The sequence below is a fragment of the Veillonella sp. VA141 genome (genome assembly GCF_003992175.1).
In the GTDB taxonomy this organism is placed as follows: Bacteria; Bacillota; Negativicutes; order Veillonellales; family Veillonellaceae; genus F0422.
The window spans coordinates 77,035-103,422 of sequence record NZ_RQVM01000006.1 but is presented as its reverse complement, the minus strand read 5'-3'; the positions used below and the strand labels follow the sequence as shown (position 1 = coordinate 103,422).

Genomic DNA, 26,388 nt, shown 5'->3' with positions numbered 1-26,388 from the left:
AGGAGGTCTATCATGGCTATTACTAGAACCTATAGCAAGACAAGTCAAACTTCAGAAGCTCCAGCTGAAAAAAAGACAGCAGAAGACATTATCCTGGAACAACGTAAACGAACAGCAGAAATCCTTGTTAATGCAATTCAAAACACCAATTTACCAGAATGGCAAAGAGGATATGTGTTTCGCAAACAATATAATCCTATTTCTGAAACGAGATACTCAAAAGCCAATATGATTCATTTGATGGCAGCATCACTAGAAAACGGTTGGACAGATCCTAGATGGGTTACATTTCCACAAATGAAGGCAGAAAACCAGAAATATATTGATGCAGGCTTAGCTCCAATTTATGTACTTAAAAAAGGCTCCAAAGGGTCTCTCATTGAGTTCCACCAGGAATGTTATAAAGATCCTGAAACTGGTAAAACCATACCTACTAATCGTTCTTCAGATAATACTAATTCCAATGACCTTTCAGAAGAATCCAGGAACACATTTTGGGTGCATCAATACTATAAAGTATTTAATGCAGAACAATTTGAAAAGTTTCCACCACTAGAGCGAGAGATAGAAGATATTGTTCGAGTAGAACAACGTAATAAGTTCATCGAAAATATCATGGAAAACTCCCAAGCTCCTATTCACTTTGACCAAGTAGATCGAAACTATTACATCCCTAGTAAGGATGAAATTCATCTTGTGGCTAGAGAGAATTGGAAGGCACCAGAACTCCTATACTCCACCGCCCTACATGAGATTGGCCATAGTACTGGACATCCTTCCCGATTGCACCGAAATCTAAAAGGTGGAAAAGGTAGTGATGACTATGCTCGTGAAGAATTAGTGGCAGAATTTACTAGCGCTTTACTCCATGGAACCTATAACCTGGAACGAGCTGAACAAGAGAACAATGCAGCCTACATAAAGGGTTGGTCACAACAACTACTTAGTGATCCTAATGCATTTGTCTACGCAATTCGAGATGCTGAAAAAGCAGTGCAATACATCGAAGAAAACATGTTAGATAAGCAACTAAAAGAAGAACTCTATCAACAATATCAAGCAGAACATGCTCCTTCTAAAGACGAAATTGAACTACCTAAATCTCCTAAAGATGTTCTCTCCTTATCCTTAGAAGATCGTAAAAAAATCTTAGAAAATGGATTTGGTATTGCCATCGAAGATACAGAGTATCCTGATGCCCATTATGATAAACCTGGAACTATCTACTTAGGCGGCGCTGCTAATGTCTTTGGTACGACTATTGCTGAATTATCTAATGCTAATGAGTATACTTATGGATCAGGTAAAAAAGGAAAAATATATACTGGTAAACAGCTTAATGAATTGGCCAATGACCTTAGTAAAGATGATGTATTAGGGGCCATTGATAAACGTGGTTATTATAAAACACACTTAACCTACTACATGAAACCAATTTCCGCTGCGCTTGATGAAAAAAATCTTAGTGAATATAAAATTGATGAAGGTCGCTATGATATTGGTGATGGTGAATTAGTCAAAAATCACATAAAAGAATACCTCAAAAACCTGGCAGAGCAAGGTAATACATCTGCTGAAATTTACTTGGCCATTGCTAATAGCTTAGAAAAAGAAGGTGAACTTACAAAGCCAACTTTTGAACATCAACCAGAGATATTTCATAAAGCATTAACTACGGCTATGTTACAGTCTGACCCAGACTATGATAACTCCATTAAAGCTATGGTGTCTTCCTTCGATTTACCTGGACATAACTTCTTAGAATCTTTGCAATCCGATAAAACACCATTAGAAGTTTTAAAAGAATATAACATCTCCAGCATCGTGGACAAAGAACCTTACCTGGATAAAGAGTTATTAAAAACATCTGTCAAAACTATGGGCTATTCTGAAAGTAACCTTATGGATAGCCTAGAGACTTCTATTCGACTAAGTGTTGTAAAAGGATTAGCAGATAAAGAATACCTAGACAAAAATATGTTATCTGAAGATATGCAGGCAAACTTAGAACAAGCAGATAAAATGGCGGAAACCTATCACAAAAAGTGGTTAGCCTACCAACGTCATACGACTAATGAGGCCCACCCCTATGGCTCTTATATGGCATACTCAGAAAGTAAAGATGTATTAGACTCATTACCTGATAAATCTACTTCTAACACTAAGGATCAAAGTATAGTACCAGAAACTAAGGACCATGCAACCACTGAACAAACCTTACCTAAAGGAACAACTATACCACACTATAATCCCCCTGTGGTCATCAAAAAACGGTCACCAAATGCTTTATATAATGAAGAAAACTCTCCATTTGAACCTAAAAAGACTACAGATAAAACTATTCAAGGAGGTCTCTCTCCTAAAGCAAAGGAACAGTTATCCACAAGACAAACTATTCCTATGAAACCAATCGTATATGCTAAGTCCACACCTAAAGATATTACTAAAAATAAAGGTCGTGAACGGAGTATATCCAGATAATCGTTTGTCTTTCAATAAGGTAGAATCGTTTACCATCAATACAGCACTCTATCTTAACTTACAGAAATACAACCTTAACATAAAATGGCTCTTACACTATCTACCGTGTAGGAGCCAGAAAGGAGAATGTATGTATATCCCTAAAAGTATAAAATTATCAATCATCACTACATCCATTATGTTAGGTATGTCTACACTTCCTAGTCATGCACAAATCCCTGTAATAGATACATCTAACATTATGCAACAAGCAAAAACTTTGGCTGAAACTGTGAAAGTGGTAACGAATACTGCACAACAAATTCAATTACAATTACAGGAATTAAAATCCTGGCCTGAAGAACAATTGAATAAATTAACTGCTAAATTTGATGGTGGTATACAAAAAATTACAGATACGATTAATAGTAAAACAAGTATCCTGGGTGATTTAAATAAAGGAATTGGTAAAGAAGGATGGTCTGAAAAAGGCGGTCTTAGTACTAATGAAATCAAAGACCTTCTTTCCAAGTCTTTCCCAGAAATTGGCACCACCACAAACCTTGCTGCCAACCAAGATGCCCTCCAGGCATCCAAGCGTAATGGCTGGAGCATACTTTCTAAAAGTAATATAGATACCCTACAAAAATATCATCAATATACACAAATGGTGGCCGATGCAACGAAAGAGTTAGGCGACCTAGTTAAGATGTCTGACAAAGCCATTGGCGCCAAACAATCTGCTCAAATTGGCAATAGAATTAGCGCCGTAAAAGGTAGAATTGACGGCATCAACAGTATTCTATCTGCATTAACTGGTCAACAAGCTGCATTGAAAGAGGCACAAGAGTTGCAAGAAAAGAAAAACGAGGAGATTGCTACAAAGTCTAGAATTGAAGCTAACATTAATGCAATAAATTCTGAATCTAAGAGTGCTGCAAGTAGCACTTTAGGGGAAGACCCTTGGGTAAAACTGATTAAACAAAGAGGCCATTCTTCTTGGATTGGACTATAATTATTCATTTATTTTACCAGTATTTATTAAACATAAAAGAGGTCCAACCTTATGGTTAGACCTCTAATAGTAATTATTTATTTTTGTTGTTCTGCTCGTTTCTTAACTAGTGTTTGCCATGGATCTGGCGCTAATGTTGATTTAGCACTTTCATCCGCCATTTTCTTTATATATATTTGTTGTTTAGTTATTCTATTCCACGTATCATTTTTCTCTTGTATATTGCGTTTTAATGCTATTAAATCGTTATTTAGTGTGGTTTCTTTTACAGCATACTCTTCCATTAATTTTAATTTATCTTGGATTTGCTTATCCACAGATTCATGTTTTTTTACTGTATCTTCGTAGGCTTGATTTGCTTGCTCCATTGTTAACGGTTGTAAATCAGGAACCTCAATAGATTCAGCTTGTTGCATAAGTGTAAGAACTTCATTTTTAGTCGTATTATATTTCTCTTGTTCTCCACAACCAGCTAACAACATAATACACATTGCAGTAACTAATAACAGTAAAATTTTCATCCGTTTCATAGTTAATCCTTTCTGGAGGTATATATGACCCCTGCTCCAAGTCCAAATTTTTTAACAGATTTAACCGCCTTTAAAGCTCTCGATCAAATGATAGATTTTTTTCGAGAAAGCTCAGTCATCGGTTATCTTAATCTTCTCCCTTATTCTATCACACTTTTACTTGTTTTCGTAGGCTTAGATATTGTATTCTCTTGGTCTATCTATAATGGTTCTATGAGAATGCAGGAGTTAATTTCTAAGCTTATTAAAGTAGGTATTCTTTTATTTATTATACAGCATATGCCTGAAATCAATAGCATCATTATACGTTCATTTCAGCAATGGGGATTTATAGCTGCTGGTACTGCTATTGAGATTGATAAAATCACAACACCAGCAAATATAATGGGATATTCTCTAACAGTTCTCACTGATGTTTGGACAGCAATGGAAAAAATATCTATATTCACAGCTGGAGGTTTATCAACCTTATTTGGATGTATAATGGCTACTATTGCAGTTCTATTCTCTTTCTTTTTAATGGCTATGGAAGTTATGATGGTCATTATTGAGTTTAACATCTTCGCTTCATTATTAGTGATACTCATTCCATTTGCAGCAATGAAGCAAACATCATTTTTGTTTCAACGTTGTGTATCTACGGTAATCAATTATGGTGTAAAAATGATGATTATCTATTTCTTAATTGGCTTAATAACAACTACTAGTGTCACCTATTCAAAAATATCTACTGCTAATTTATCGGGCATGTTAGTTCAATCAATGGTATATTTGGCACTTGGATATATCGTATATAAAGTTCCTACCATTATCTCTGGCATGCTAAATGGCCAACCTTCTATGAGTGGCAATGGTGTTGCTAGTTCCGTAGCATCAGCACCAGGAAAAGCACTTTCTAGTACTGGTGCAGCAATTGGTGGCGTAGCTGCTATAGCTGCTGCTTCACGAGTACAAGGCGTTAATAAATGGGATACCTTTAGGTCTTCTTCAGCTCAGTTTGGAAAGAATATGCTTGGTATGGCCAAAGCAAAAGCTGGCGCCTCTGTACTACGAGGAGCCGATAAAACAAATGAGTTATTACGAGCTGGAAATGCCATCGAAAATGGTACTTGGAAACGACAAACTGATGAACAACGTAACACTGGTATGGGTATGGGTATGACTAATACGCAAAACGTTCCGTTATCACAAAAAGCACAGGAACGATACAATGATGTAGAAACTTCTGTTAACACCAGACTTGATAATTTAAAAGATAAACAGTATGAAATGCCAACCTCTACTCCGTATAGTTCTTCTACTAGCACATATTCATCTACACCAACTAATCCGCCTAAACCTACAACAAATGAAACAGATAAGCCAAAATCTAATTAATTATGAAAGGGGGTGCTTAGCATGAAACAATTATTAAAATTGTTGTGCATAAGTCTACTTCTCTTATGTTCGTCCATATCTGTTTTTGCTATCACACCTCCTTTTAAAGGTGGTCCAATCACATCTGGATATGGTCCCAGAAGTATTGATGTTGGTGCAAGTGATTTTCACTATGGCTTAGATATTGGCATTGATGATACATATATTCATGCACCTGCTGATGGATATGTCCTTCATGACGTAGGGGGTGGATTTGGTGAAGCCCACATCATATTCTGGTTTGGTGAAAATACACCTTACAAAAATCAATCCTTACTATTCGGTGATTTAGGCGATGATTCCAACTATATGAATGGTGGTCTTACTGGTGAACGGGTCCCTGTAAAAGAAGGCGATATTATTGGGGTCGTTCATGGATTTGATCCTAAAGTTGCTGATGGCCCACATGCTCATATTGAATACCATCCTAATGGTGAAACATATGGTGGCGGTTCTGAGTACGTTGGTGAATTTTTAAAATCATTAGGAATGGATCTTTCTGGGAATGTATATTCTAAGGACTACAACGGTTCAGGCGAACATGACACAGGAATACCTTGGAACGTGCAAGCCCTAATGGGTATTGGCAATTCGATCAATGATACTATGGTAAAATTCCAGGGCTTTGCCTCTAAAGCCTATGATAATATCCACACCTATGCTCTTGCACTTTTAATCATTCTATTCGCAACAGATATAGTATTTCTAATCATCTTATCTGGATTTGAGCTAGATCTGATGACGATGCTTTCTAAATTAGTCAAACTAGGAATATTTATATTCTTAGTTAATCACTGGAAAGATATAGTCAACACTATATTTAAAGGGTTTATCACCTTAGTTGGTACATCTTATGCAGGTACTAATGCTAACTTTTTAAACGATGTCAGTCAACCACAATTGTTATTACAAAAAGCAGTAAATCTACTTAATCCCGCACTCAATAAGATTGCCTCCTTTGGAGCTAGAGATTTTATTAGTAATATCGGTACGATTTTACCCATTTATATCCTAACCTTCTTAGTTATAGGGATATTCATCCTGGTAGCATTATATATTATGATTTGTTACTTAGAGTTCTATATTAGTGGTGCCCTTAGTATCATTACCGTTCCATTTGGAATACTACACTGGTCTAAATTTATTCCAGAAGGATTCGTTGGCCATTTAACTTCTAGCACTATCAAACTGATGCTAATTTCAGTACTAGTAGGTTTAACTACTATTGCGGTAAAAGATGTAACGGTAACTGAAATGTTTTCCGCTACAGTTAGCGCTACAGAAACAACTACTGGGGTTCCTACAGACACGTCAAGTGGTGGTTATGTGGGAATGATTTATGAAGAAGCTGCAAGATTTGGTGTAGATCCAGCGGTTATTTTAGCCATTGCCATGCATGAGTCTGGCGGTGATACCATTGATGGTATCCACATGACTCCCAATTGGCAAGGATCTGGTGCACAAGGTATTATGCAAACAATGCCTGGACAAGATGGAATTGATGAAAATGGCAACCAAGTTCACATTGATGAAGCCTATCCTGGCTATCAATCAGATCCACGCCAAAATATACGGGCAGGTATTGCTATTTTTAAATCAAAACTAGACTTTGCGGATGGAGATACTATAAAAGCTATTGGCTATTATTATGGCAGTTTAACAGAATCTTATACTTCTGAAGTCCTTGCTAACTATGCAGCAATCACTGGACGTGACTTCTCTAAATTATACAGTAGTACTGGCCATAAAAATCCTCACAAAATTACTACAGAACAGCTAGTTACCTTCTTAACCTTCTGTACGATTTTAATTGCATTAGCATTATTGATTTTAAAAATTCCAGAAAAACTAATGAAACACTTAGGAGGTCAAATTGAACTACCGTAAGTTTCCTGATTTTAAAAATAAAACTATCCCCACTTTAAAACCCTTCAAAAAATCAAAAAAAAGGACCTTTTGGGAGCGTTTAGTTAGACCTAAGTATATTATGATACCTAGACCTCAAAACGAGCATCAAAAGGCTATTATGGGTGGTTTTTTGGGTCTAATAAGTATTTTAGTCATAGCTATTATGATTAGCTTCTTTCCAGTCTTATTTTTTAACGTATCAGATAGCGCACCTCATGGAGTTTATATACGTGTTCCTGGTCAAGCAATGTATGGAGATTATACTGTAGTACGATTACCACATTCCATTTATTTAGATAATGGACGTATCGAGCCAGAAGGAAAACAACTTATTAAGATGGTTCGGGCTTTACCAGGTGACACTTTTACAATTGAGCCTACAGAAATTAAAATTCACGAAAAGGATCCAGTCCAGTTTGAAAAATATTCACTACATCCTTTTGATTCAGAAAAGGATTCTAGTTATAAGATGTATATTTCTTACGTGATTAACCCTAATCCTACATTACCTCATATTCCTAATGGAACCTATACTGTACCAGAAGGTTCAAAACTATATATCAATCCACCTGTTGGCTCATTTGATAGCCGTTATTTAGGACCCATTGATAATCACTATGAAATTGGTAAAATTGTTTTACTCTTAGACTTTAAGTATATTAATAGGTTTTTGAGTTTATTTGAATTAAATGAAATATCTTTATGAAAGGAGAATTTGAAATGTTATTTGATTTATTATTCCTAATCTTTTTAATTGTTCTATTGTTAAGCACTATCACATGTTCTGTATTTTGTTTTAAAGTAGTATCTCAATTAAATACGTTTAAAAAAGATTTGAATACAGTATCTCGTGAATTAATCACATTTAATCGCAATACGAAATAAAAGGAGGGATTGATTATGAAAGGAAGGAAATATCTATCTGCTTTCATGATTACTACTCTACTAGGCTTAACCGTCTTTCCTACTAACATTGATGCCAGATGGCATCGTCATTATATGCCTATCCATCCTGGAGATCATGTTTTCGACGCCAAACGTTTCGCTGATAGTATTCGTGAAACAATCCAACAGGGATTAGTCTTTAAAAACATGGTTGAACAGCTCAAAAATCTTAATTTAAAAAATATGGGGGCAAAACTTAGTTATCTTACTGCCTCTTTATCTACGTTTAAATTACCTAATCTTGATGGAATCATGGGGAACCCTGATAAAGCAGGTACATATACATCATACGGCGCTAATAATACATATGGTGCAGATGTACTGAATGACAATATGTTTCCAAGGCTTGTTATTGGTGAAAGAGAAACAAATAACAATAATCTATTTAATCTATCCACAAGACTTAACTCATCCATTACCTATTCACAGGATGCAATGACAAAAACCCTCTCCAACGATACACCTGGGATTCGAGGAGAGGGGCAAAAAGCACATGTATTAGAAGCCTTGCAAGGCTTTCAAAAAGGAGAATATATTCAGTATAAAGCCGCTCAATTAATCCAAAAGCTAGAAAAAGATCAGTTAGAACGACAAACAGAACGTTTTGAGCATGAAAAAGCTAGTGTTCATATGCAAACTATTACTACTGATCCATATCATCCTAATGAATTTACAGAAATGCACAAGAAAGATTTACCCGTTCAAACTAAAGCAATTGGGATGCCAGATTTATAGAATTACTTACTCTCTTTTTTCTTATTGATTAAAGAGAGTAAATTTTCTAATACTAACAATTCGTCCATTTCAAACTCTGTTAACATTTGTTGAATTTGAACACGTTTTAATTCTAGTAGTGACATTGTGTTTATAGGTCGTTGATCCACCATCATACTGGAAGTATCAGCATTACCAAGCAATAACCACTTCATATCTACGCCAAGTTTAGCTAGTGAAACAAGCAGTTCCAGTGAAGGAGGTCTGCGCCCTCCTTCTACATCTGATAAATTTGGTTGAAACATATTAAATTCTTTCGCAAAGTCTTTTTGCTTCATATTAAATGCAATCCGAACTTGCCGAATACGTGTACCAATTGTATCTTTTACGTCCATTATCTAACCCTCACCATATAACAATATAATATATTTTAAAATCCAATAACTAAGCTATTTATATTGAAATTTTATTAAAAATATAAAAATTTGTCAATTATTTTATATCATTATTGATATATTAATTAAAAAGGAGACTCTAAAATGAAGCGCCTTATTATTGCGGAAAAACCTGATATGGCCCGAGCATTTGCATCCTATCTATTTTCAGATAACTACACCAAAGGAAATGGTTGCCTAATCTCAGGGGATACAACGATTACCTGGGCCTTTGGCCACATGTTAAAAAATGCAATGCCTGGAGATTATGGTGATGCCTTTAAATCCTGGAGTGCCTACCCCATCTTTCCTAGTGAATGGCTAATGAAAGTAGATGCCAACTGTGTTAAACAATTTAAAGTCATCCAGGAGCTACTACAATCAGCAGATGAAGTTATTCACGGAGGCGACCCTGATCGTGAAGGACAATTGCTAATTGATGAAATCCTAACCTACTGTGATTATAAAGGCCCTATTAAAAGAGTGCTTGCTAACGCCAAAGATAATGATAGTCTAGCACGTGCTTTTGATAACTTGGAAGACAATAAAAAATACTACAATTTATATCAATCTGGGTTATGCCGTTCTCAAGCCGACTGGTTGATCGGAATGAACTTAACTCGGTTATATACGCATCGAAGCAAATCGTTTGGCCATCGAGAATCATTTCGTGTTGGTCGTGTTAAAACACCTACATTAGCACTTATTGTGCAACGAGAACATGAAATTAAAAACTTTACATCTATTAAACACTACTCCTTACAAGGAACATTTGAGCAAAATCATCTATCATTTAATGCCAAACATGTCTTATCTGAAACTTTAAAACAATCTTATGATGCTAATGGCTATTTGACTGATAGAGCTTTATTAGACGGTTTACTTCTTAAATTACAAGATCAACCTGCCATTGTAAAAAGTGTTAATTATTCTGAAGGTGTTACTGAACCACCATTACCCCACTCCTTAGATACATTGCAAGTAGAAGCTAATAGCGTATACGGATATAGCCCAAAACAAGTGTTAGAATTAACACAGTCATTGTATGAAAAAGCCTATGTATCGTATCCTCGTTCAGATTGCAACTACATCCCTACATCACAGCACGATGATGCTAGTAAAATTTTAGGTACAATTAGAAACAGTATAGAATTACCTTCTATTGATTCCTTATTAGATAGTAGTCAACAATCCAAAGCATTTAATGACAAAAAAGTAACAGCCCATCATGCCATTATTCCTACATCTGTTCTGCCTAATTCCTTATCTACAGAAGAGAAAAATATCTATGAATTAATTGCTCTGAGATACTTAATTCAGTTTATGCCTCCAGAAAAGTGGAATAAAGTAGAATATACTATTGGAATTGCTGATGAGGAATTTAAAGGATCTGGTAAAGAAATCGTATCTCCTGGGTTTAAAGTTGTTTTGGCCAAAACTAAAAAGCAAGACGAAGATGAAACAGATTCCGATTCAACTAATTCCATTTTACCTTCACTCAAAGAAGGTGATACCCCTAAGGTATCTAAAATTAGCGTTAATGAAGCCAAAACTAAACCGCCTAAACGGTTTACAGAAGGTACTTTAATCAAAGCCATGGCTAATATCTATCAATTCATCCCTAATGATGAACCTTTGCGTGAAAAATTAAAAGAATTAAAAGGTATTGGTACACCTGCTACCAGAGATACAATTATTGCTGAATTACTTTCCACTAATAGTAATGGCAATCCTTGCCTTCCTTTAGTTTCTAAAAAAGGAAAAGAATTATTACCAACCGCTTGGGGGGAGCAATACATTAAGATTATGCATGCAGATCTAACCACTCCATTATCAACTGCTATCATGGAATCGTACTTAGCTAAGGTAGAGTCTGGTGAATACTCTTTAAATGAATACATCAATATTTTAAAAGAAATGATTAGTTCTATAATTAAAAAGGTAGAGTCTCAAACATTTCCATTTCCAACAGATTATGTGGAGGGTAAACTAACCCCTTGTCCTATTTGCAAAGAGGGTCAACTGTTAAAGAAAAAAGCTAAAAATGAAAATAGATTTTTCTATATTTGCTCAAATCCAAACTGTCATCATCCAGTTACCTTAAAAAAAGTATTCTATAAGGATTCGCCAAAAGGTCCAGTTATCCACCTGTGTGATACTTGCCAGGTGGTAACAACCGCTTGTAAAGGTCCTTATGGTGACTATTACCACTGCCCTTCATGTCATACTAACTATAGTGCAGAAGGCAAGAAAAAGAAATCGACTAATAAATAAAAGGAGGATATATGACATTAGTTGTAGAAGAACCCTTACCTGATACTGATTTAGATCAAGGTACACAACCAAAAGATGATGAAACACCTGGAACCACTGATGATGAATCTAGCGGTGATATGACCCTTCGCCCTTCTAAACCAACACCTCCAGAAACTTCATCACCACAGCCAATGAATGAAGAACTTAACATTGGTATGATGAACTATGTTAAACATATCTTTGATGAACAAGGAAACCAACTAAAAGAACTAAATGAATCTATCAATACTTGTTTCGATAGGCATAATGCATTTTTACAAAAACAAGATAATGAACTACAAGAAGCAATTGATAACTTAAATAAGCATAGTAGTGGACTATCAAAGACATTCAAAGAATCTTTTATAAAAAAACTACGTCAAGATATTGTTGAAGAACTAAATTCATTCTTACAATCTGAACTTGAATCATCCATCAAAGCCGCCCATCAATCTATGAAAGAAACTATGGAAGTTGGCCATAAGAACTACCAGTTGCTAATTAAATTAATGGATCAAAATTATAAAACATTGTTTAATCAATATAAACATCCATTTAAAACAGTTCGTCTTTTCTTCTGGTTCTACATAATCTCTTCAGTAATCAATTCGATACTAGCTATATTTCTTATTGTGAAACTTTTAAATTAGATACCATAAAAGCCTACGATACCCCTCGTAGGCTTTTATATTTCTTAATGACTTATAGATACTTTATTTTCCTGGAATGGTCAAATATCGGTCAAATCTAATATAGAAAATATCATAAAACATTGTTTTTAAGCCATTTATGATACATATTTCTAAGAATATAACATTCTTTACCCTTAATGCTCAATACCAAGACGTGCTTCTACGCCTTGATCATAATAATGACGATATGACTCCATGACAGTGACTAAATCCGCTTCGTCAAGAAGCCATTGTGGGGCACCACGGCCTGTAAATACCACTTCTACATTTGGATTTCGAGCTGCTAGGAGCTCACGCCCCTCTTCTTCTTCAATTAATCCAAAAAACAAAGCCATATTGTATTCATCTAAGATAACAATATCGAAATCGCCTGTTGCCACAGCCTGTAGAGCTCTTTCTTGACCTATGTGAATCAAATCCTTATATTCTTGTGGCGGCTGCCCCTTAGGAAACACGACTACATCATCTCCCCATCGACGCAACTCTTCATCGCTTTTCATGCCTTCAGGAATAATAAAAAAAGGTTTTCCTACTGTTTCTACTGTGATAGGGTCTAATTGATCTAATACAGCATGTTCTGAGTACACCTTAGATTTCATAAATTGAAGTAGTAGCACTTTCTTTCCTACTCCTGCAGCACGCACTGCTAGACCGATGGCTGCTGTTGTTTTCCCTTTGCCATCACCTGTATAAACTTGTACATAGGATTTCATAATTGCCTCCTATTGAATGGGCAAAAATAATAATGGATCCGTAGCCACACCATTCACCCTCACTTCGTAGTGAACATGACTACCCGTACTTTTACCAGTGCTACCCATAAGTGCAATGGATTGTCCTTTTTTCACAGTCATTCCCGCTTGTACTAAGAGTGCTGAGTTATGCCCATATTTTGTAATAAATCCATTACCATGATCAATTTCTATTAAATTGCCATACCCTCCAGCATAGGCTGCATAAGTTACAGTACCTGCCGCCGTAGCTACTATTGTTGTTCCTGTATCATTAGCAATATCTAACCCCTCGTGGAAGGCACCACCACCATAAACAGGATCTTGTCGCGCCCCAAAGGTAGAACTGATGACGCCTTTAGCCGGCCAGATTGATGGCATGTGGCTATTAGCATCACTAGCATCTCCTTCCATGGCTAGCAAAGATTGTAATTCTCTAATATCTTTGCCTACACCTTCTCTTAGCACATTATATAAGGTATACATAGATACCATACGACGTTGTGCTTGACGATCTAAGCTAGATATACGTGCAGATAGTTGAGTTGTTGTGAAAGTCTTATTTGAGCTTTTGGGAGAAGGGTCCTCTTTCTCTTCTTTATTTTGGGTGTTTCCATCTGCTTTCTGCAGTGTACCAGACTCTGTGCCTTTGATCATATTTCTAATATTTTGATCTAGCTCATCAAGAGTTTTCATTTTTTTATCCAAGACTTCTACTTTTTGGTCTAATAATCGTAATTGCTCTTTTTGTAATTGATTTTCTTGGCGCAATTGCAACACTTCTACTTGTCGCGCTATCCCCCAGATACCAAACCCCAAAAAGATAACTAAAATAGCAATTAATATAATGGCTATCGTCTTTATTTGTTGTTTTGTAAACTGCAAATTCCAGTCATTACCATCTTGTTTCAGATGTGACTGCAACCACTTAGGTATTTGCATATAACATCCTTTCTATGCTGACACAGAAGAACTTGCTAACACATCTCCATTGCTTCGTTGTCCCATAGCAGATTGCAAGCTAGCTAACTCTTCTTGTGAAAGACTGGCTAAACTTTTACCATTTACAATTGGTTTTGTAAAAATACGTGATTCATTTCGTCCATATACACTAGAGATGACAATACCATTGAAATTTCCATCTAATAACGTTAGGGAAAAGGACAATTCATTGCCAATATTTTCAAAAGCATTATATTTCACAAATCCAATATGCTGAAATGTTTGTGCTTGTGTAGATTGAATCACTTTTTGTTCTGATAAAATGGTTTCCCAAGTACTTGCCATATCTCGTAATTCTTTCACTTCAATAGCAAGACGTCGCTCAATACTTTGTCCATTTTCTCCATCCATAAAATATCGATACCGTTTGGTAAGGCGACTTACTCGTATATGTAAACTGAACGCATGTAATACTAACAGTAAAACAATACTTCCTAGTATCCATGGTAACCAAGGTAATAGTTGTTCTAACACAATAATCCTTTCTATTCTAATTCATGTTCAAATGGCTGTATAGCACGTTGTAAGATGCCATGTAAGGAGGCTATCAAAACCCCATAATTAACAATTGGCACCCCTTGAACAGTGGCTACATCAATACGTCGTAACACCTCTCGACGTGTCAACATACAACCCCCACAATGAATGATAACATCATACTTAGATACATCATGAGGAAAATGTCCACCACTGGTCCACTCTAACTGTAAGTCTGTGTAGCCTTTTGCTGTTAGCCATCTTGGAATTTTTACTGTTCCAATATCTTCACATTGTTGGCGGTGTGTACAGCCTTCACTGATTAATACATGTGAACCCGCTCGCAATTGCTCTATAGCATGTACACCTGCCACTAAATCTTTTAATTTTCCTTTAAATCGTGCCATCAAAATAGAAAAGCTTGTTAAAGCTATATCCTTTGGCACAATTTGACTCACCGCCTCAAAGGCTTGGGAATCAGTAATAACCAATTTAGGTGATTTCTGCAATTGCTGCAATGTAGTGGCCAGCTCCTCTACTTGGCACACCATAGCCATACCATGATGATCCAAAATTTCACGAATCATTTGCACTTGTGGCAAAATAATACGACCTTTAGGAGCTGATTCATCAATAGGGCATACTAAAACAAATACATCTTTTTCTTCAATGTAACCACCTAACAAAGATTGTACCTCTTCATCAACTGGTTTTAATTTACTTAATGCCTCTAATAACACCATTCGACTTGTACTATCACTCACGTCTGCTACTATGACCTGTGATGTATAAGGTTGTAATTCCCCATGGGATTTAATAAAATCAGATCCCTTGCATCCTTTTACTTCGTTAATCACTACTAAGGTAGGAATATGTCTACTTTCTAATTGTTGTAACCACTCTATATCTTCCGGAATCGGTTCAACATCAGTACGCATCATATACACTGCCAGATCCATCGTTGATAATACTTGTTTCGTTTTGTCTACCCGTAACAAACCTAGTTCCGATGTATCATCAATACCCGCTGTATCTACAATCATCACTGGGCCCAAGGGCAACAATTCCATCCCTTTAGACACTGGATCTGTCGTAGTCCCCGCAATGGGAGATACCAAGGAAATCTGTTGCTCTGTCAGCGTGTTAATCAGAGTAGATTTACCTGCATTGCAACGCCCAAAAAAGCCTATGTGCAAGCGATTCCCTTTAGTTGTTTCTAATACCATAGACTTCCTTTCTATTCACCTTCAATATAGCTAATTAAACGCATTAGTTCTTCTTCACTTTTAAAAGAAACTTCAATAGTACCTTGCACTTTTTTAGTGTTCTTTAAGCGAATATCTACAGGAGCACCTAAACTATGTTTGAGCCTCTGCATTAACTTTCGTAACTCCGCCGTTGCTTTTGGTTGTGTAGATGTTAAACGTTTCTTCCCAGATTGTAGTTCTTTCACAAGTTGTTCTATTTGACGAGCATTTAAGCCTTTTTCCTTAATGCGTTCCAGCGCTTGTAGTTGCAAATGTTCTTCAGCTAATGCCAATAAAGGTCTAGCCTGCCCCACTGTTAGCGTCCCTATTTCCAATTCTTCTTGTAAAAACTCCGGTAATTGTAATAGTCGCACAATATTGGCTACATAGGAACGACTGCGACCTACAATAGTAGCAATTTCTTCTTGTGTTTTTTTGAAAGTATCCATTAAATATTGATACCCAAAAGCTTCCTCGATAGGGTTTAGGTTCTGTCTCTGTAAATTTTCTACTAAAGCAATTTCACTCACTTCTTCTGTGGTATAGTCTCGCACCACCACAGGAATTTTAGTAAGTCCCACCTGCTGGCAGGCACGCCACCGTCTTTCACCAGCTACAATTTCATAATAATCATCTACCTTGCGAACCGCAATAGGCGCAATCAATCCATGAGCCTGAATAGAAGCTACTAAAGTCTCCATATCTTCTTCTGAAAAGCGTTTACGAGGCTGATTGGGATTAGGTTTTATTTTAGTAATATCAATTTCATAGCCACTTTTATGTCCATCTTTAAAAGAACCAGACAATCCAAAAGACCCTAGGCCTTTACCAAGTCCACCTTTTGTTTTTTTAAGCACCACGTTCTATTACCTCCCGCGCTAAAGCACAATATACTTCAGCTCCTTTGGATCGTTTATCATAGATAACAACTGGTAAACCATGGCTAGGAGCCTCTCCTAATTTCACATTTCGTGGTATTGTTGTTGTGTATACAGACTCTCCAAAGTAATTTGTTACTTCTTCTGCCACTTGTACAGCTAGTTTGGTACGTCCATTGTACATAGTAAGAACCACACCTTCTAGTTCTAAATCTTCATTTAATTCTTCTTGTACAAGTTCGATTGTTTTGATTAATTGGCTAACACCTTCTAGAGCATAAAACTCTGTTTGTATAGGAATTAACACGCTATTAGAAGCGGTTAAGGCATTAATGGTTAGCATACCTAAAGATGGTGGGCAGTCTATAAGGATATAATCATAGTCCTCTACGATAGGTGCTATGCACTGTTTCAAAGTATAGCCTTTATCTTCCATAGCTACCAAATCCACCTCAGCCCCAGCTAGATCTATCGTTGTTGGCGCAATTTGCAAGGTATCTATTACTGTAGATTCTATGATATCTGTGATAGATACATCATCTACAAGCATTTCATATACGCCTTGTTCAATGTTTTCTTTATCTATTCCTAATCCACTTGTAGCATTTCCTTGAGGATCTAAATCTAATAAGAGTACTCGTTTTCCCTCTACGGCTAAAGATGCGCTTAAATTTACAGCAGTTGTCGTTTTACCAACGCCACCTTTTTGGTTAGCTACGGCAATAATTCTAGCCATTATTTCACCTCTTTCTTATAGTCTTATCACATTATAACATATATTTTCGTATTTTATATGAAAGCTATGGGTATTTCTTCATCTTTTTATATATTTTTATGTTTCACGTGAAACATTATAACCTCTATCTAATTAATTGTTTCACGTGAAACAATCCCTCTATGGACTCACTATATAGACACTTTTAATCATTGACAAATAGTTTTATATACAGTACGATTTTCATATGATTTATAGTAACTATGAAAGGATAGGCTCATGATGAAACAACTACGTCCTTGGATACTTGTTATCGCCTTTTTATTCTCTCTCCTTTCCACTTCACAATTGCAAGCGATGCATGTAAAAGGAAATGAACTACCAGCAACAGACTTAGTAGTAGCAGGTATCCCTGCAGGATCTACTACCGATGCTATTTATAAAAGTTTGGGGGATCCTACTGCTCTTAAACCAAATAGAGTAATTTACGGAGGCATCACCTTCCATGTAAGTAACAAACACTTTCCGGAAACAACAATGACAACTATAGACAACCGAGATGCTGTCACTGCCAGAGGTATCGCTGTCGGAGATAGTATAGCAGACATTTATACAAAATATGGTCAACCTAGTATGGTATATAATAAAGAAGGCGTTCACGTTCTTTTTTATGGCGTATATATGCCAACTTACGATTATAGAAAAGGAATCGAGTTTATTACAAATGGAAATTCTATCATAAGAATTAAAATACTCAGCGGTATTTCTCAGTAATGTTTCACGTGAAACATCCTACAGGTTAATCACAATACACGTGTGATGGAGTCCGTATTCAACGCATATCTACATACAAATAAAAAGGAACATGGCATGATTTTGCCATGTTCCTTTTTATATATTTTTTTATAAAGGATTTTAAGCCATCTAATCCTTCTAGATACCTCATCTCATGGAGTAACTCTTCTGGGAATTCTGCCTACTAAGTGTTATAGTATGCTAACTATTCATCACCTAATAAGCCTTTCACTATATTCACCGCAGAGATACCATCTTTGGCATAGGAGTCAGCCCCGGCTTCATCTGCGTAGGCTTGTGACAATACAGCTCCCCCTACCAGTACCTTCGCATCCACACCTGATTCACGGATGGCTGCGATGGTTTCATTGATCATCGGCATCGTTGTAGTCATCAAAGAGGCAATCCCAATAATCGGAGCATTATGCTCTTTTGCCGCTGATACAATTTCTTCTGGAGATACGTCTTTTCCTAAGTCCACGATTTGGTATCCATTGTTTTCTAACAACGCAGATACTATATTCTTACCTAAATCATGGATATCACCTTTTACCGTAGCTAAGATAATCGTCGCTTTCTTCTCTGCTGTTCCTTCTGGCAGCACTTCTTTGATCGTTGTGAAAGCTGCTTGCATCGTTTCTGCCGCTAGCATAACTTGTGGCAAGAACGCTTTACCAGAGCCGAACTTTTCACCAACTACTGCCATAGCATCGGATAAACCTCTACGAGTCACCTCTAGTGGATCTAAGCCTTGTGCTAAGGCTTCTTTTACCAATGGCACAACCGCCTCTTTTTCCCCTTGTTCTACGGCATGTTTAATGCATTCAATAGGATCATCACTATGAAAGGCTTCTGCTGTAGCTTTTACCTTTTTCGTCACCACTGCATTATCATCGTCATCACCGTATTCAGCGATAAAGTCCGCCGCTGCTGGGTCAAATCCCATGAAGGTACGGCCTGTAATGAAAGCTTTTCGTACGATCTCATTCATTGGGTTCATAATAGGACAAGTCAAGCCACTGCTCAATGCCATCGTCAAGAATTGTGCATTCAAGTACGCCCGCTGTGGCAAGCCAAAGGATATATTAGATAAACCCATCACTGTTGGGAACCCAAATGTTTCTGCATAAAGTTTTAATGTTTTTAATGTTTCTCTTGCTGCATGTTGGCTACTTGCTAAGGTCAATACTAATGGGTCAAGCAATAAGTCATTTGATCGCAATCCATAGTTGTACGCTTCTAAGACAATTTCTTTTGCTAAAGACACACGCTCTTCTGCCGTTTCTGGTAATTCTTTTTTACCTAATGGCAAGCATAATAACGCTGCACCATAGCGTTTTGCCAATGGTAATACTGCTTCCAATTGCTCTGGCTCTGCGTTCACAGAGTTCAACAATGGACGACCTGGGTAAGCTTTCAAACCAGCTTCCATCGCCACTGGATCCAATGTGTCGATGGATAAAGGAACCTCTACAAGCATCGTTAATTCTTCGATAGCTCGTTTCATCGTTTCCCCTGGATCAACGCCTGTGACACCCATGTTAACATCCAACACGTCTGCCCCAGCTTCTACTTGGGCTAAAGCATCTTTTTTCACCATCAAGAAGCTACCCTTGCGAATTTCTTCTGCCAACACTTTACGGCCTGTTGGATTAATGCGTTCCCCGATGATGATTGGTTTTTCTTGCAAACCTACTTTCACTACGCTAGTACGACTTGTGAAAGCCGTAAACGGTTCTACATGTGGTCGTTCTGCCGGTGTATGTGCTCGTGCCGCTTTGGCAATAGCTTCAATATGTTTTGGCGTACTACCACAACAAGCACCTAAATACGTTGCCCCTGCATCGAGGAAACGAGGTGCATATTCGCCCATCTCTTCTGGTCCTAATGGGAAGATAGTTTCTTTCCCTACGAGTTGTGGCATACCTGCATTCGGCTGAATACTAATTGGCAAGTTCGTTACTGCTGCCATGCGTTCTACGAGCGGCAATAATTGTTCAGGTCCTAAGGAACAGTTAATACCTACGATATCTGCTTCCATAGCATCCATCAAGATAGCTGCTGCTTCTGGTGGTGTGCCTGTAATAGTACGTCCATCTTCGCTGAAAGAGAACTGACAGATAATTTTTACATCGTCTTTTGTTTTTCCTAACTCATCACGAGCATCTTTAGCCCCCAACAAGGCAGCACGCATTTCTTGGATATCGATGATCGTTTCAATAATCAGGTAATCTACCCCTGCATCGATAAGAGCTCTTGCTTGGCCTTTGAAAGTCTCATAAATCTCATCAAATTGAGCCACCCCTAATGGCGCCATAAAACGACCACTAGGACCCATATCACCTGCGATTTTTGCATTCGGATTAATCTTATCACGAGCCGCTTGTGCTACTTTCACAGCAGCCCGATTGATTTCATCCATGCGATGACCCAATTGGTATTCATCCAGTTTTAAAGCTGTCCCACCAAAGGTATTAGTCGTAATAATATCACTACCGTGACGCAAATATTCTGCGTGGATGTGCTCCACCACGTCCGGATGTTCTACGTTAAATAATTCTGGACAAGCCCCGTCACCAAGACCTGCCGCCTGCAGCATGGTACCCATGCCACCATCTATAATATATACCATATGTCCCTCACTTATGTATCAGGCACATTGCTCGCCCAAGGCAATATACTTCACATGGGTATGCATCTACTCTTCCCTGTAGGTTCTCATACACCATATTACTTATCTATACATCTAATTATTATTCTTAATCAAAGTTTCTTTGTTAGCATCTTACAGTTATCAGTATGACATAAAGTACCTCTACAGCAGCTAAGCCATATACAACTACTATAAAAACTTATACTGATTAACACTATATACCAATGATAGTATTACTAATAGTTATTATACCTTACACAAATATCAATTATATTGCAAAAAGTATAACTATCATAAGGATATCCCACATAGGATACCTTTTCAGTACTATCCATCACAAACGGTACATTTGTTTAAATGCACGACGTCGTCCCCTTCTCTGGCAACTTTCGAGAGGCACAATCTACTTGGCTACAAGATGTGCAGCCTCGTTGTGTTTTTGGTCCTTCTTCATCTACTGTTTGACAGCCCACGATAGCCGTTACCGATTTACGTGGAAATAACATACTTGTGTCTGTCACCGTCAACCCAATTTCTTCTGTTTTAATGATCTTAGCAAATTCTTGCTGTACTGTGACAGGCCAGTTGCCATAGCCTGGGCTAAAGCGCCATGTCGTTTTAAAGCCTTGTTTTTTTGCCTCTCTGTCGATGAGTTCATTTACCTGATCTGCCACTTGTTCTACGGCGGTTGTAGCCGCTGCATCCACGAGAAGACCTAGTGTAGATTTGCCTTCTTTAAATAAAGCAGAACTGCGTTCTTCTACAGCTTCTCCTACTGTGACAGCGAGAACATATACTTTTTTAGCATTCCCTAAATGACGAATGATGCCTGTGGCATCCAGCACCATAGGCGGGTTACTAAGGATTGTATGTGTCTCCGCATCGTAATCATAGCATTGGTATACGCCACGAGGTTCTGCCACTAATTGTACTTCTAGGGCAGCTTCTTTCACATACTGCTCTGGAAATCCCTCCGCATGTTTTAATCCGGAGTATCGTTTTATTTCATCTTCATTGAGTTTTGGTAATCGTCCGTTATAGATTGCCATTGTCTCACCTCAATCTTGTATTGCAAATATAAAACATGTGCGAACACAACGTGACCGCACATGTAAAGAGTACTCATTAAGTATATCATAGATATAACTTATAAGCATTTTTCTATATTTTATTATGAGTTATAGTGCATAGCTATAAAGGTTTTATTTTAATCTCTTTTGGTTTTCGAGGGTATTTCTTAGCCGTAGGTTTTACCTTTTTGATATACACAATAGCTCGTTTATCCTCTAAAGTCGGTAACGTCACTTCTTTGACCTCTACAATTTCACCGCCCAAGATGGATAAAGCACGTTTACTTTCCTCTAATTCTTCTTGTACAATAGAGCCTTTTAATGCCACCATGTAGCCCCCTACTTTCACATAGGGAAGTCCCCATTCCAATAAGATGGATAAGCGAGCCACCGCACGGCTAGTGAGAAGATTGAAAGATTCCCGGTACTCTTGATGTGCCAAATCTTCTGCACGACCATGTAAAGTTTGTAATCCTTGTAAGTCTAAGTCCTCAATAACACCATCTAAAAAGCGGAGTCGCTTTTGTAAAGAGTCAAATAAAGTAATTTGCAAGGATGGATCGTATATACCCAAGGGAACACCTGGAAAACCTGCACCAGTCCCTAAATCGATAACCCTTGCACCCTTTGTAAAATACTTAGGGTCATAACAAGATAGAGAGTCTACCACATGTTTTAAGGCAAACTCTTCTGGTTCTGTAATACCCGTTAAGTTCATGTGCTCATTAGTAGTTACCACTTGTTCGTAAAACCGTTGTAGTTGGTCAATTTGTGCATCTGTGAGGTCCAACCCATAGGTATTGGTGTGGGCTTTCACATAGTTTGAAAATGTCATATTAACCTCTTTCACGGTAGTACTGCTCAATTTGCACTAAGAGCACGGAAATGTCCGCAGGAGATACCCCAGAAATACGGCTTGCTTGACCAATGGAATGGGGGCGTACAGCGTTCAATTTTTGAATGGCTTCTAAAGATATACCTTTCATCGCTGTATAATCCCAATCTTGAGGAATAATCTTAGCCTCTAATTTGCGAACCTTTTCTACTTGTTCCATTTGTTTTTTTATATATCCATCGTAAGTAATGGTAATATCGATTTCTTCTTCTACTGGCGCTTCGTAGCGAGGCAATCCGAATGCCTCTGCCACTACTCCATAGGATAGTTCGTTACGTTTCACCAAATCGTAAGCCTTGATGCCCGTTTTTATGCGAGGTGTACCAATACAATCTAAGATTTGTTGCGTTTCTTCGCTAGGGTTTACAGGTGTATCCGCTAGTAATTGAATGGCTGCTTCAATTTTACCTTGTTTCTCTTTGAAAGCTTTATATCGTTCTTCCTTAACAAGTCCGATTTCATAGCCTTTTTCTGTTAAGCGCATATCTGCATTGTCTTGACGAAGTAACAAGCGATATTCACTGCGGCTCGTCATCATGCGGTACGGTTCTTTCGTTCCTTTCGTTACCAAATCGTCGATAAGCACACCGATGTAGCCTTCGGAACGAGATAAGATAAATGGCTCTTTTCCTTCTAACCATAAGGCTGCATTGATACCTGCCATCAAGCCTTGTGCTGCCGCTTCTTCATAGCCAGATGTACCGTTCGCTTGACCTGCAGAATACAAACCTTGGATATGCTTCACTTGTAAAGCAGGTGTCAATTGCAATGGATCTAAGCAATCATACTCGATAGCATAAGCTGGACGCATGATTTCTACATCTTCCAAACCAGGGATAGTTCGTAGGAACGCATATTGCACATCGATTGGTAAGCTTGTGCTCATACCTTGGACGTACATTTCGTTGGTGTGATTGCCTTCTGGTTCCACGAATAATTGATGGCGTTGTTTATCTTCAAAACGAACCACTTTATCTTCGATGGATGGGCAATATCTTGGGCCTGTCCCTTCAATGACGCCCGTGTACATAGGGGCACGATGTAAATTGCCACGAATGATATCATGTGTATTTTGATTCGTGAAAGTCAACCAACATACTTGTTCATTGCGGTCGATCCAATCAGACATAAAGGAGAAGGCTCTATGGTGAGAGTCACCAGGTTGCATTTCCATATTCTCTGTGTGCAAGGTTCGTTTATCGACACGAGCTGGTGTACCTGTTTTGAATCGCATTAACTTAATGCCATGGTTCAATAACGATTGAGACAACAATTCCGCTGTTCGCTGTCCATTAGGACCACCTGTGTACGCCAATTCACCAGTAATAATCTTGCCTTTTAAGTACGTACCCGTACATAAGATGATTGCCTTTGCTTGGTATACTTCTCCTAATTCAGACACAATACCTTTCACAACACCCTCTTCAATGAGCAACTCATTGACCATGATTTGCTTCACATTGAGGTTCTCTGTATTTTCTAAAACTTCTTTCATACGGCGTTGGTAGGCTACTTTATCGGATTGGGCCCGCAAGGAATGTACCGCAGGTCCTTTTCCCGTATTGAGCATGCGCATTTGAATGGCTGTCGCATCTGCATTAATGCCCATTTCACCGCCCAATGCATCTAGTTCGCACACTAGATGACTTTTACCAGGTCCCCCAATGGCTGGGTTACATGGCATAAGAGCAATGTTATCTAAATTCAATGTAGCCATCAAGGTACGGTGCCCCATGCGAGCTGTGGCTAACGCAGCTTCACAACCAGCATGACCACCGCCAATGACGATCACATCATACGTATCTACTAAATACATGTATTCTCCTATTTTCCTAAACAGAATCGTTTAAATAATTCATCCACCATGGATTCACGTAAACTTTCACCAGTAATATCACCCAGTAGCTCCCAAGCAGCGCGAATGTCCGTGACGATTAAATCGATAGGCATACCGCTATCTATGGCAAGAATGGATTGGTCCAAGCTAACTTTCGCCTGTTCCATCAAGGTGATGTGGCGCACATTGCTGAGCATCGCCTCATGACTAGCCTGCACAGAACCTCCTTGCACCAAGGATGTAATGACCCTCGCCATCTCATCCATACCTTCCCCTTGGGCCGCGCTGATGGTGACAATCTCTGTGAAAGTCCCCAGTGCCGCAATCTCTTCTTTGCTAACACATTGCGCTTGGTCTGCTTTATTCAAGAAGATAATACTTGGACGATTCGTAATGAGCTGTAGCAACTCTTGTTCTTCCGGCTCCAATGGTTTAGACCCATCAATAACAAGGACCACCACATCTGCTTTATCTAAGTACTGACGTGCTTTTTCAACGCCCATACTTTCCACAATATCTTCGGTCTCACGAATCCCTGCAGTATCAATTAAGCGTACGGGAATCCCTTGGATGGTTAAAAATTCTTCAATACTATCACGGGTCGTGCCTGGAATGTTCGTCACAATGGCACGGTCCTCACGAAGTAAAGCGTTCATCAAACTAGATTTACCCGCATTAGGACGACCAATGATGGACACCATCACACCATCACGCAATAATTTACCACGCTGTGCCGTCGCCAATAAAGTATCCATCTTCTCAAGGATAGGGGCTAACCCCGTCCGCACCTCTTGAGCTGACACCTCTTCAATATCTTCCTCTGGATAATCGATAGTTACCTCTAGGTGGGCAATCATAGCGATTAACTCATCTCGTAAGGTGCGAATATACTTGGATAAGGTGCCGTCTAATTGATTCACTGCCACTTCCAAAGATTGCTCCGTCTTCGCATCAATAATGTCGATAATGGCTTCCGCTTGGGTTAAATCAATGCGACCATTCAAGAACGCTCGCTTCGTAAACTCCCCTTCTTCTGCCTGACGTACCCCCTCTGAAAGAAGGACTTTCAGTATTTCACGGACTGACACAAAACCGCCATGACATTGAATCTCTACCACATCCTCTGCCGTATAGGAATGAGGGCCTTTCATCAACACTACAATAACCTCATCCAAGGTTTTACCCGTCTTAGGGTGAACAATATGTCCATAATGGATCGTTCGCGTCTGGCGCTCACCCAGTGGGATAGATTGTTTACTGTGAAAGATACGATTCACAACATCACAAGCCTCAGGACCACTGACGCGGATAATACCAATACCGCCAATCCCCGGAGCCGTCGCAATCGCTGCAATCGTGTCATCTAAAAACATAGTATCTCCTGTCTACATCAATGCCGTTGTTTTAAGATATATCTAGTACATATCCTTTATAGGGATACCATATATACATAGTATCAGTAACATATCATTATGACACTTTCATGATACTCCTAAAAAACATATCTGACATCGAGTAATACCATTTCACATAAAAAGAAAAGGCCTTGTGGCCTTATATAAATTATATCACGCAACCAAAGTAACATCAATGATAGATAGGAGAAAACTCCCTGAGGAACGCCATTACGAGTAGTAGCCTTGTGGCGTTCCTTAACTACTCGAATCACACAAACATAA

General features: G+C 38.2%; 23 protein-coding genes. 10 read left to right on the top strand and 13 right to left on the bottom strand.

All coding sequences use genetic code 11. From position 1 onward, the window contains the following. Positions 1–12 precede the first annotated feature (12 nt). Positions 13–2,481 carry a zincin-like metallopeptidase domain-containing protein gene (locus tag EO112_RS07260; RefSeq protein WP_127163677.1) on the top strand — a complete coding sequence of 823 codons (2,469 nt, stop codon included), beginning with the start codon at positions 13–15 and terminating at the stop codon, positions 2,479–2,481. 187 nt (positions 2,482–2,668) lie between these two features. Then, complete coding sequence (locus EO112_RS07255) at positions 2,669–3,475, top strand: hypothetical protein (protein ID WP_164723971.1); 807 nt, start codon at positions 2,669–2,671, stop codon at positions 3,473–3,475. Positions 3,476–3,552: 77 nt separating this feature from the next. Here the strand turns inward: EO112_RS07255 and EO112_RS07250 are convergent, their stop codons facing one another. Then, positions 3,553–4,005 carry a hypothetical protein gene (locus EO112_RS07250; protein ID WP_038144813.1) on the bottom strand — a complete coding sequence of 151 codons (453 nt, stop codon included), beginning with the start codon at positions 4,003–4,005 and terminating at the stop codon, positions 3,553–3,555. A 24-nt stretch (positions 4,006–4,029) separates the two neighbouring features. Between EO112_RS07250 and EO112_RS07245 the strand changes: the two genes are divergently transcribed. Genes EO112_RS07245 through EO112_RS07230 form a run of 5 tightly spaced genes read left to right on the top strand, consistent with a single transcriptional unit; the run spans position 4,030 to position 9,009 of the window. Continuing rightward, positions 4,030–5,382 (top strand): type IV secretion system protein, encoded by a 1,353-nt coding sequence (locus EO112_RS07245; protein ID WP_127163672.1) that lies wholly within the window; start codon positions 4,030–4,032, stop codon positions 5,380–5,382. A gap of 21 nt (positions 5,383–5,403) precedes the next feature. Then, the gene (locus tag EO112_RS07240; protein WP_127163670.1) at positions 5,404–7,308 is read left to right on the top strand and encodes a type IV secretion system protein; all 1,905 of its coding nucleotides are present in this window, start codon (positions 5,404–5,406) and stop codon (positions 7,306–7,308) included. After that, positions 7,295–8,035 (top strand): S26 family signal peptidase, encoded by a 741-nt coding sequence (locus EO112_RS07235; RefSeq protein ID WP_127163668.1) that lies wholly within the window; start codon positions 7,295–7,297, stop codon positions 8,033–8,035. Before EO112_RS07240 ends, EO112_RS07235 begins: the two co-directional genes overlap by 14 nt. A gap of 14 nt (positions 8,036–8,049) precedes the next feature. After that, on the top strand, positions 8,050–8,214 hold the full coding sequence (locus EO112_RS08300; RefSeq protein WP_164723970.1) for a hypothetical protein: 165 nt from the start codon (positions 8,050–8,052) through the stop codon (positions 8,212–8,214). 15 nt (positions 8,215–8,229) lie between these two features. Continuing rightward, a complete protein-coding gene (locus tag EO112_RS07230; RefSeq protein WP_127163666.1) occupies positions 8,230–9,009 on the top strand; it encodes a hypothetical protein in 780 nt (259 codons plus the stop codon). 2 nt (positions 9,010–9,011) lie between these two features. On the opposite strand, the gene EO112_RS07225 is transcribed toward EO112_RS07230, so the two are convergent. Further along, positions 9,012–9,383, bottom strand: a complete 372-nt coding sequence (locus tag EO112_RS07225; protein WP_009353725.1) for a helix-turn-helix domain-containing protein — start codon at positions 9,381–9,383, stop codon at positions 9,012–9,014. Between the two features lie 144 nt (positions 9,384–9,527). Here EO112_RS07225 and EO112_RS07220 point away from each other — a divergent pair, with 144 nt between their 5' ends. Together EO112_RS07220 and EO112_RS07215 are read left to right on the top strand one after the other, a co-directional pair. After that, positions 9,528–11,696 (top strand): DNA topoisomerase 3, encoded by a 2,169-nt coding sequence (locus EO112_RS07220; protein ID WP_127163664.1) that lies wholly within the window; start codon positions 9,528–9,530, stop codon positions 11,694–11,696. 11 nt (positions 11,697–11,707) lie between these two features. Then, a complete protein-coding gene (locus EO112_RS07215; RefSeq protein WP_127163662.1) occupies positions 11,708–12,367 on the top strand; it encodes a hypothetical protein in 660 nt (219 codons plus the stop codon). Positions 12,368–12,543: 176 nt separating this feature from the next. Here the strand turns inward: EO112_RS07215 and EO112_RS07210 are convergent, their stop codons facing one another. The 6 genes from EO112_RS07210 to EO112_RS07185 are packed head-to-tail and all read right to left on the bottom strand — an operon-like array spanning position 12,544 to position 17,480. Continuing rightward, positions 12,544–13,122: a cob(I)yrinic acid a,c-diamide adenosyltransferase gene (locus tag EO112_RS07210; RefSeq protein WP_126940986.1), complete on the bottom strand. Its 579-nt coding sequence runs from the start codon at positions 13,120–13,122 to the stop codon at positions 12,544–12,546. A gap of 9 nt (positions 13,123–13,131) precedes the next feature. Further along, the gene (locus EO112_RS07205) at positions 13,132–14,082 is read right to left on the bottom strand and encodes a M23 family metallopeptidase (RefSeq protein ID WP_009353584.1); all 951 of its coding nucleotides are present in this window, start codon (positions 14,080–14,082) and stop codon (positions 13,132–13,134) included. A 12-nt stretch (positions 14,083–14,094) separates the two neighbouring features. Next, complete coding sequence (locus tag EO112_RS07200) at positions 14,095–14,616, bottom strand: DUF4446 family protein (RefSeq protein ID WP_009353585.1); 522 nt, start codon at positions 14,614–14,616, stop codon at positions 14,095–14,097. A gap of 11 nt (positions 14,617–14,627) precedes the next feature. Continuing rightward, the gene (hydF, locus tag EO112_RS07195) at positions 14,628–15,845 is read right to left on the bottom strand and encodes a [FeFe] hydrogenase H-cluster maturation GTPase HydF (protein ID WP_062402170.1); all 1,218 of its coding nucleotides are present in this window, start codon (positions 15,843–15,845) and stop codon (positions 14,628–14,630) included. Between the two features lie 11 nt (positions 15,846–15,856). Next, positions 15,857–16,726, bottom strand: coding sequence for a ParB/RepB/Spo0J family partition protein (locus tag EO112_RS07190; RefSeq protein WP_164723969.1), 870 nt, complete (start codon positions 16,724–16,726; stop codon positions 15,857–15,859). Further along, the gene (locus EO112_RS07185; protein ID WP_127011156.1) at positions 16,716–17,480 is read right to left on the bottom strand and encodes a ParA family protein; all 765 of its coding nucleotides are present in this window, start codon (positions 17,478–17,480) and stop codon (positions 16,716–16,718) included. Before EO112_RS07185 ends, EO112_RS07190 begins: the two co-directional genes overlap by 11 nt. A 258-nt stretch (positions 17,481–17,738) precedes the next feature. Here EO112_RS07185 and EO112_RS07180 point away from each other — a divergent pair, with 258 nt between their 5' ends. Continuing rightward, entirely contained in the window at positions 17,739–18,233 is a 495-nt protein-coding gene (locus EO112_RS07180) for a TonB-dependent receptor (RefSeq protein WP_164723968.1), read from the top strand. A gap of 226 nt (positions 18,234–18,459) precedes the next feature. On the opposite strand, the gene EO112_RS07175 is transcribed toward EO112_RS07180, so the two are convergent. From EO112_RS07175 to mnmE, 5 genes are all read right to left on the bottom strand, one after another. Continuing rightward, on the bottom strand, positions 18,460–20,886 hold the full coding sequence (locus EO112_RS07175) for a homocysteine S-methyltransferase family protein (protein ID WP_127163658.1): 2,427 nt from the start codon (positions 20,884–20,886) through the stop codon (positions 18,460–18,462). 374 nt (positions 20,887–21,260) lie between these two features. After that, positions 21,261–21,956, bottom strand: coding sequence for a vitamin B12 dependent-methionine synthase activation domain-containing protein (locus tag EO112_RS07170; protein WP_127163656.1), 696 nt, complete (start codon positions 21,954–21,956; stop codon positions 21,261–21,263). A 142-nt stretch (positions 21,957–22,098) separates the two neighbouring features. Beyond that, entirely contained in the window at positions 22,099–22,812 is a 714-nt protein-coding gene (rsmG, locus tag EO112_RS07165) for a 16S rRNA (guanine(527)-N(7))-methyltransferase RsmG (protein WP_127163654.1), read from the bottom strand. A 1-nt stretch (position 22,813) separates the two neighbouring features. Continuing rightward, positions 22,814–24,688 (bottom strand): tRNA uridine-5-carboxymethylaminomethyl(34) synthesis enzyme MnmG, encoded by a 1,875-nt coding sequence (gene mnmG, locus EO112_RS07160; protein WP_127011152.1) that lies wholly within the window; start codon positions 24,686–24,688, stop codon positions 22,814–22,816. 8 nt (positions 24,689–24,696) lie between these two features. Further along, entirely contained in the window at positions 24,697–26,082 is a 1,386-nt protein-coding gene (gene mnmE / locus EO112_RS07155; RefSeq protein WP_127163652.1) for a tRNA uridine-5-carboxymethylaminomethyl(34) synthesis GTPase MnmE, read from the bottom strand. Positions 26,083–26,388: the final 306 nt, after the last annotated feature.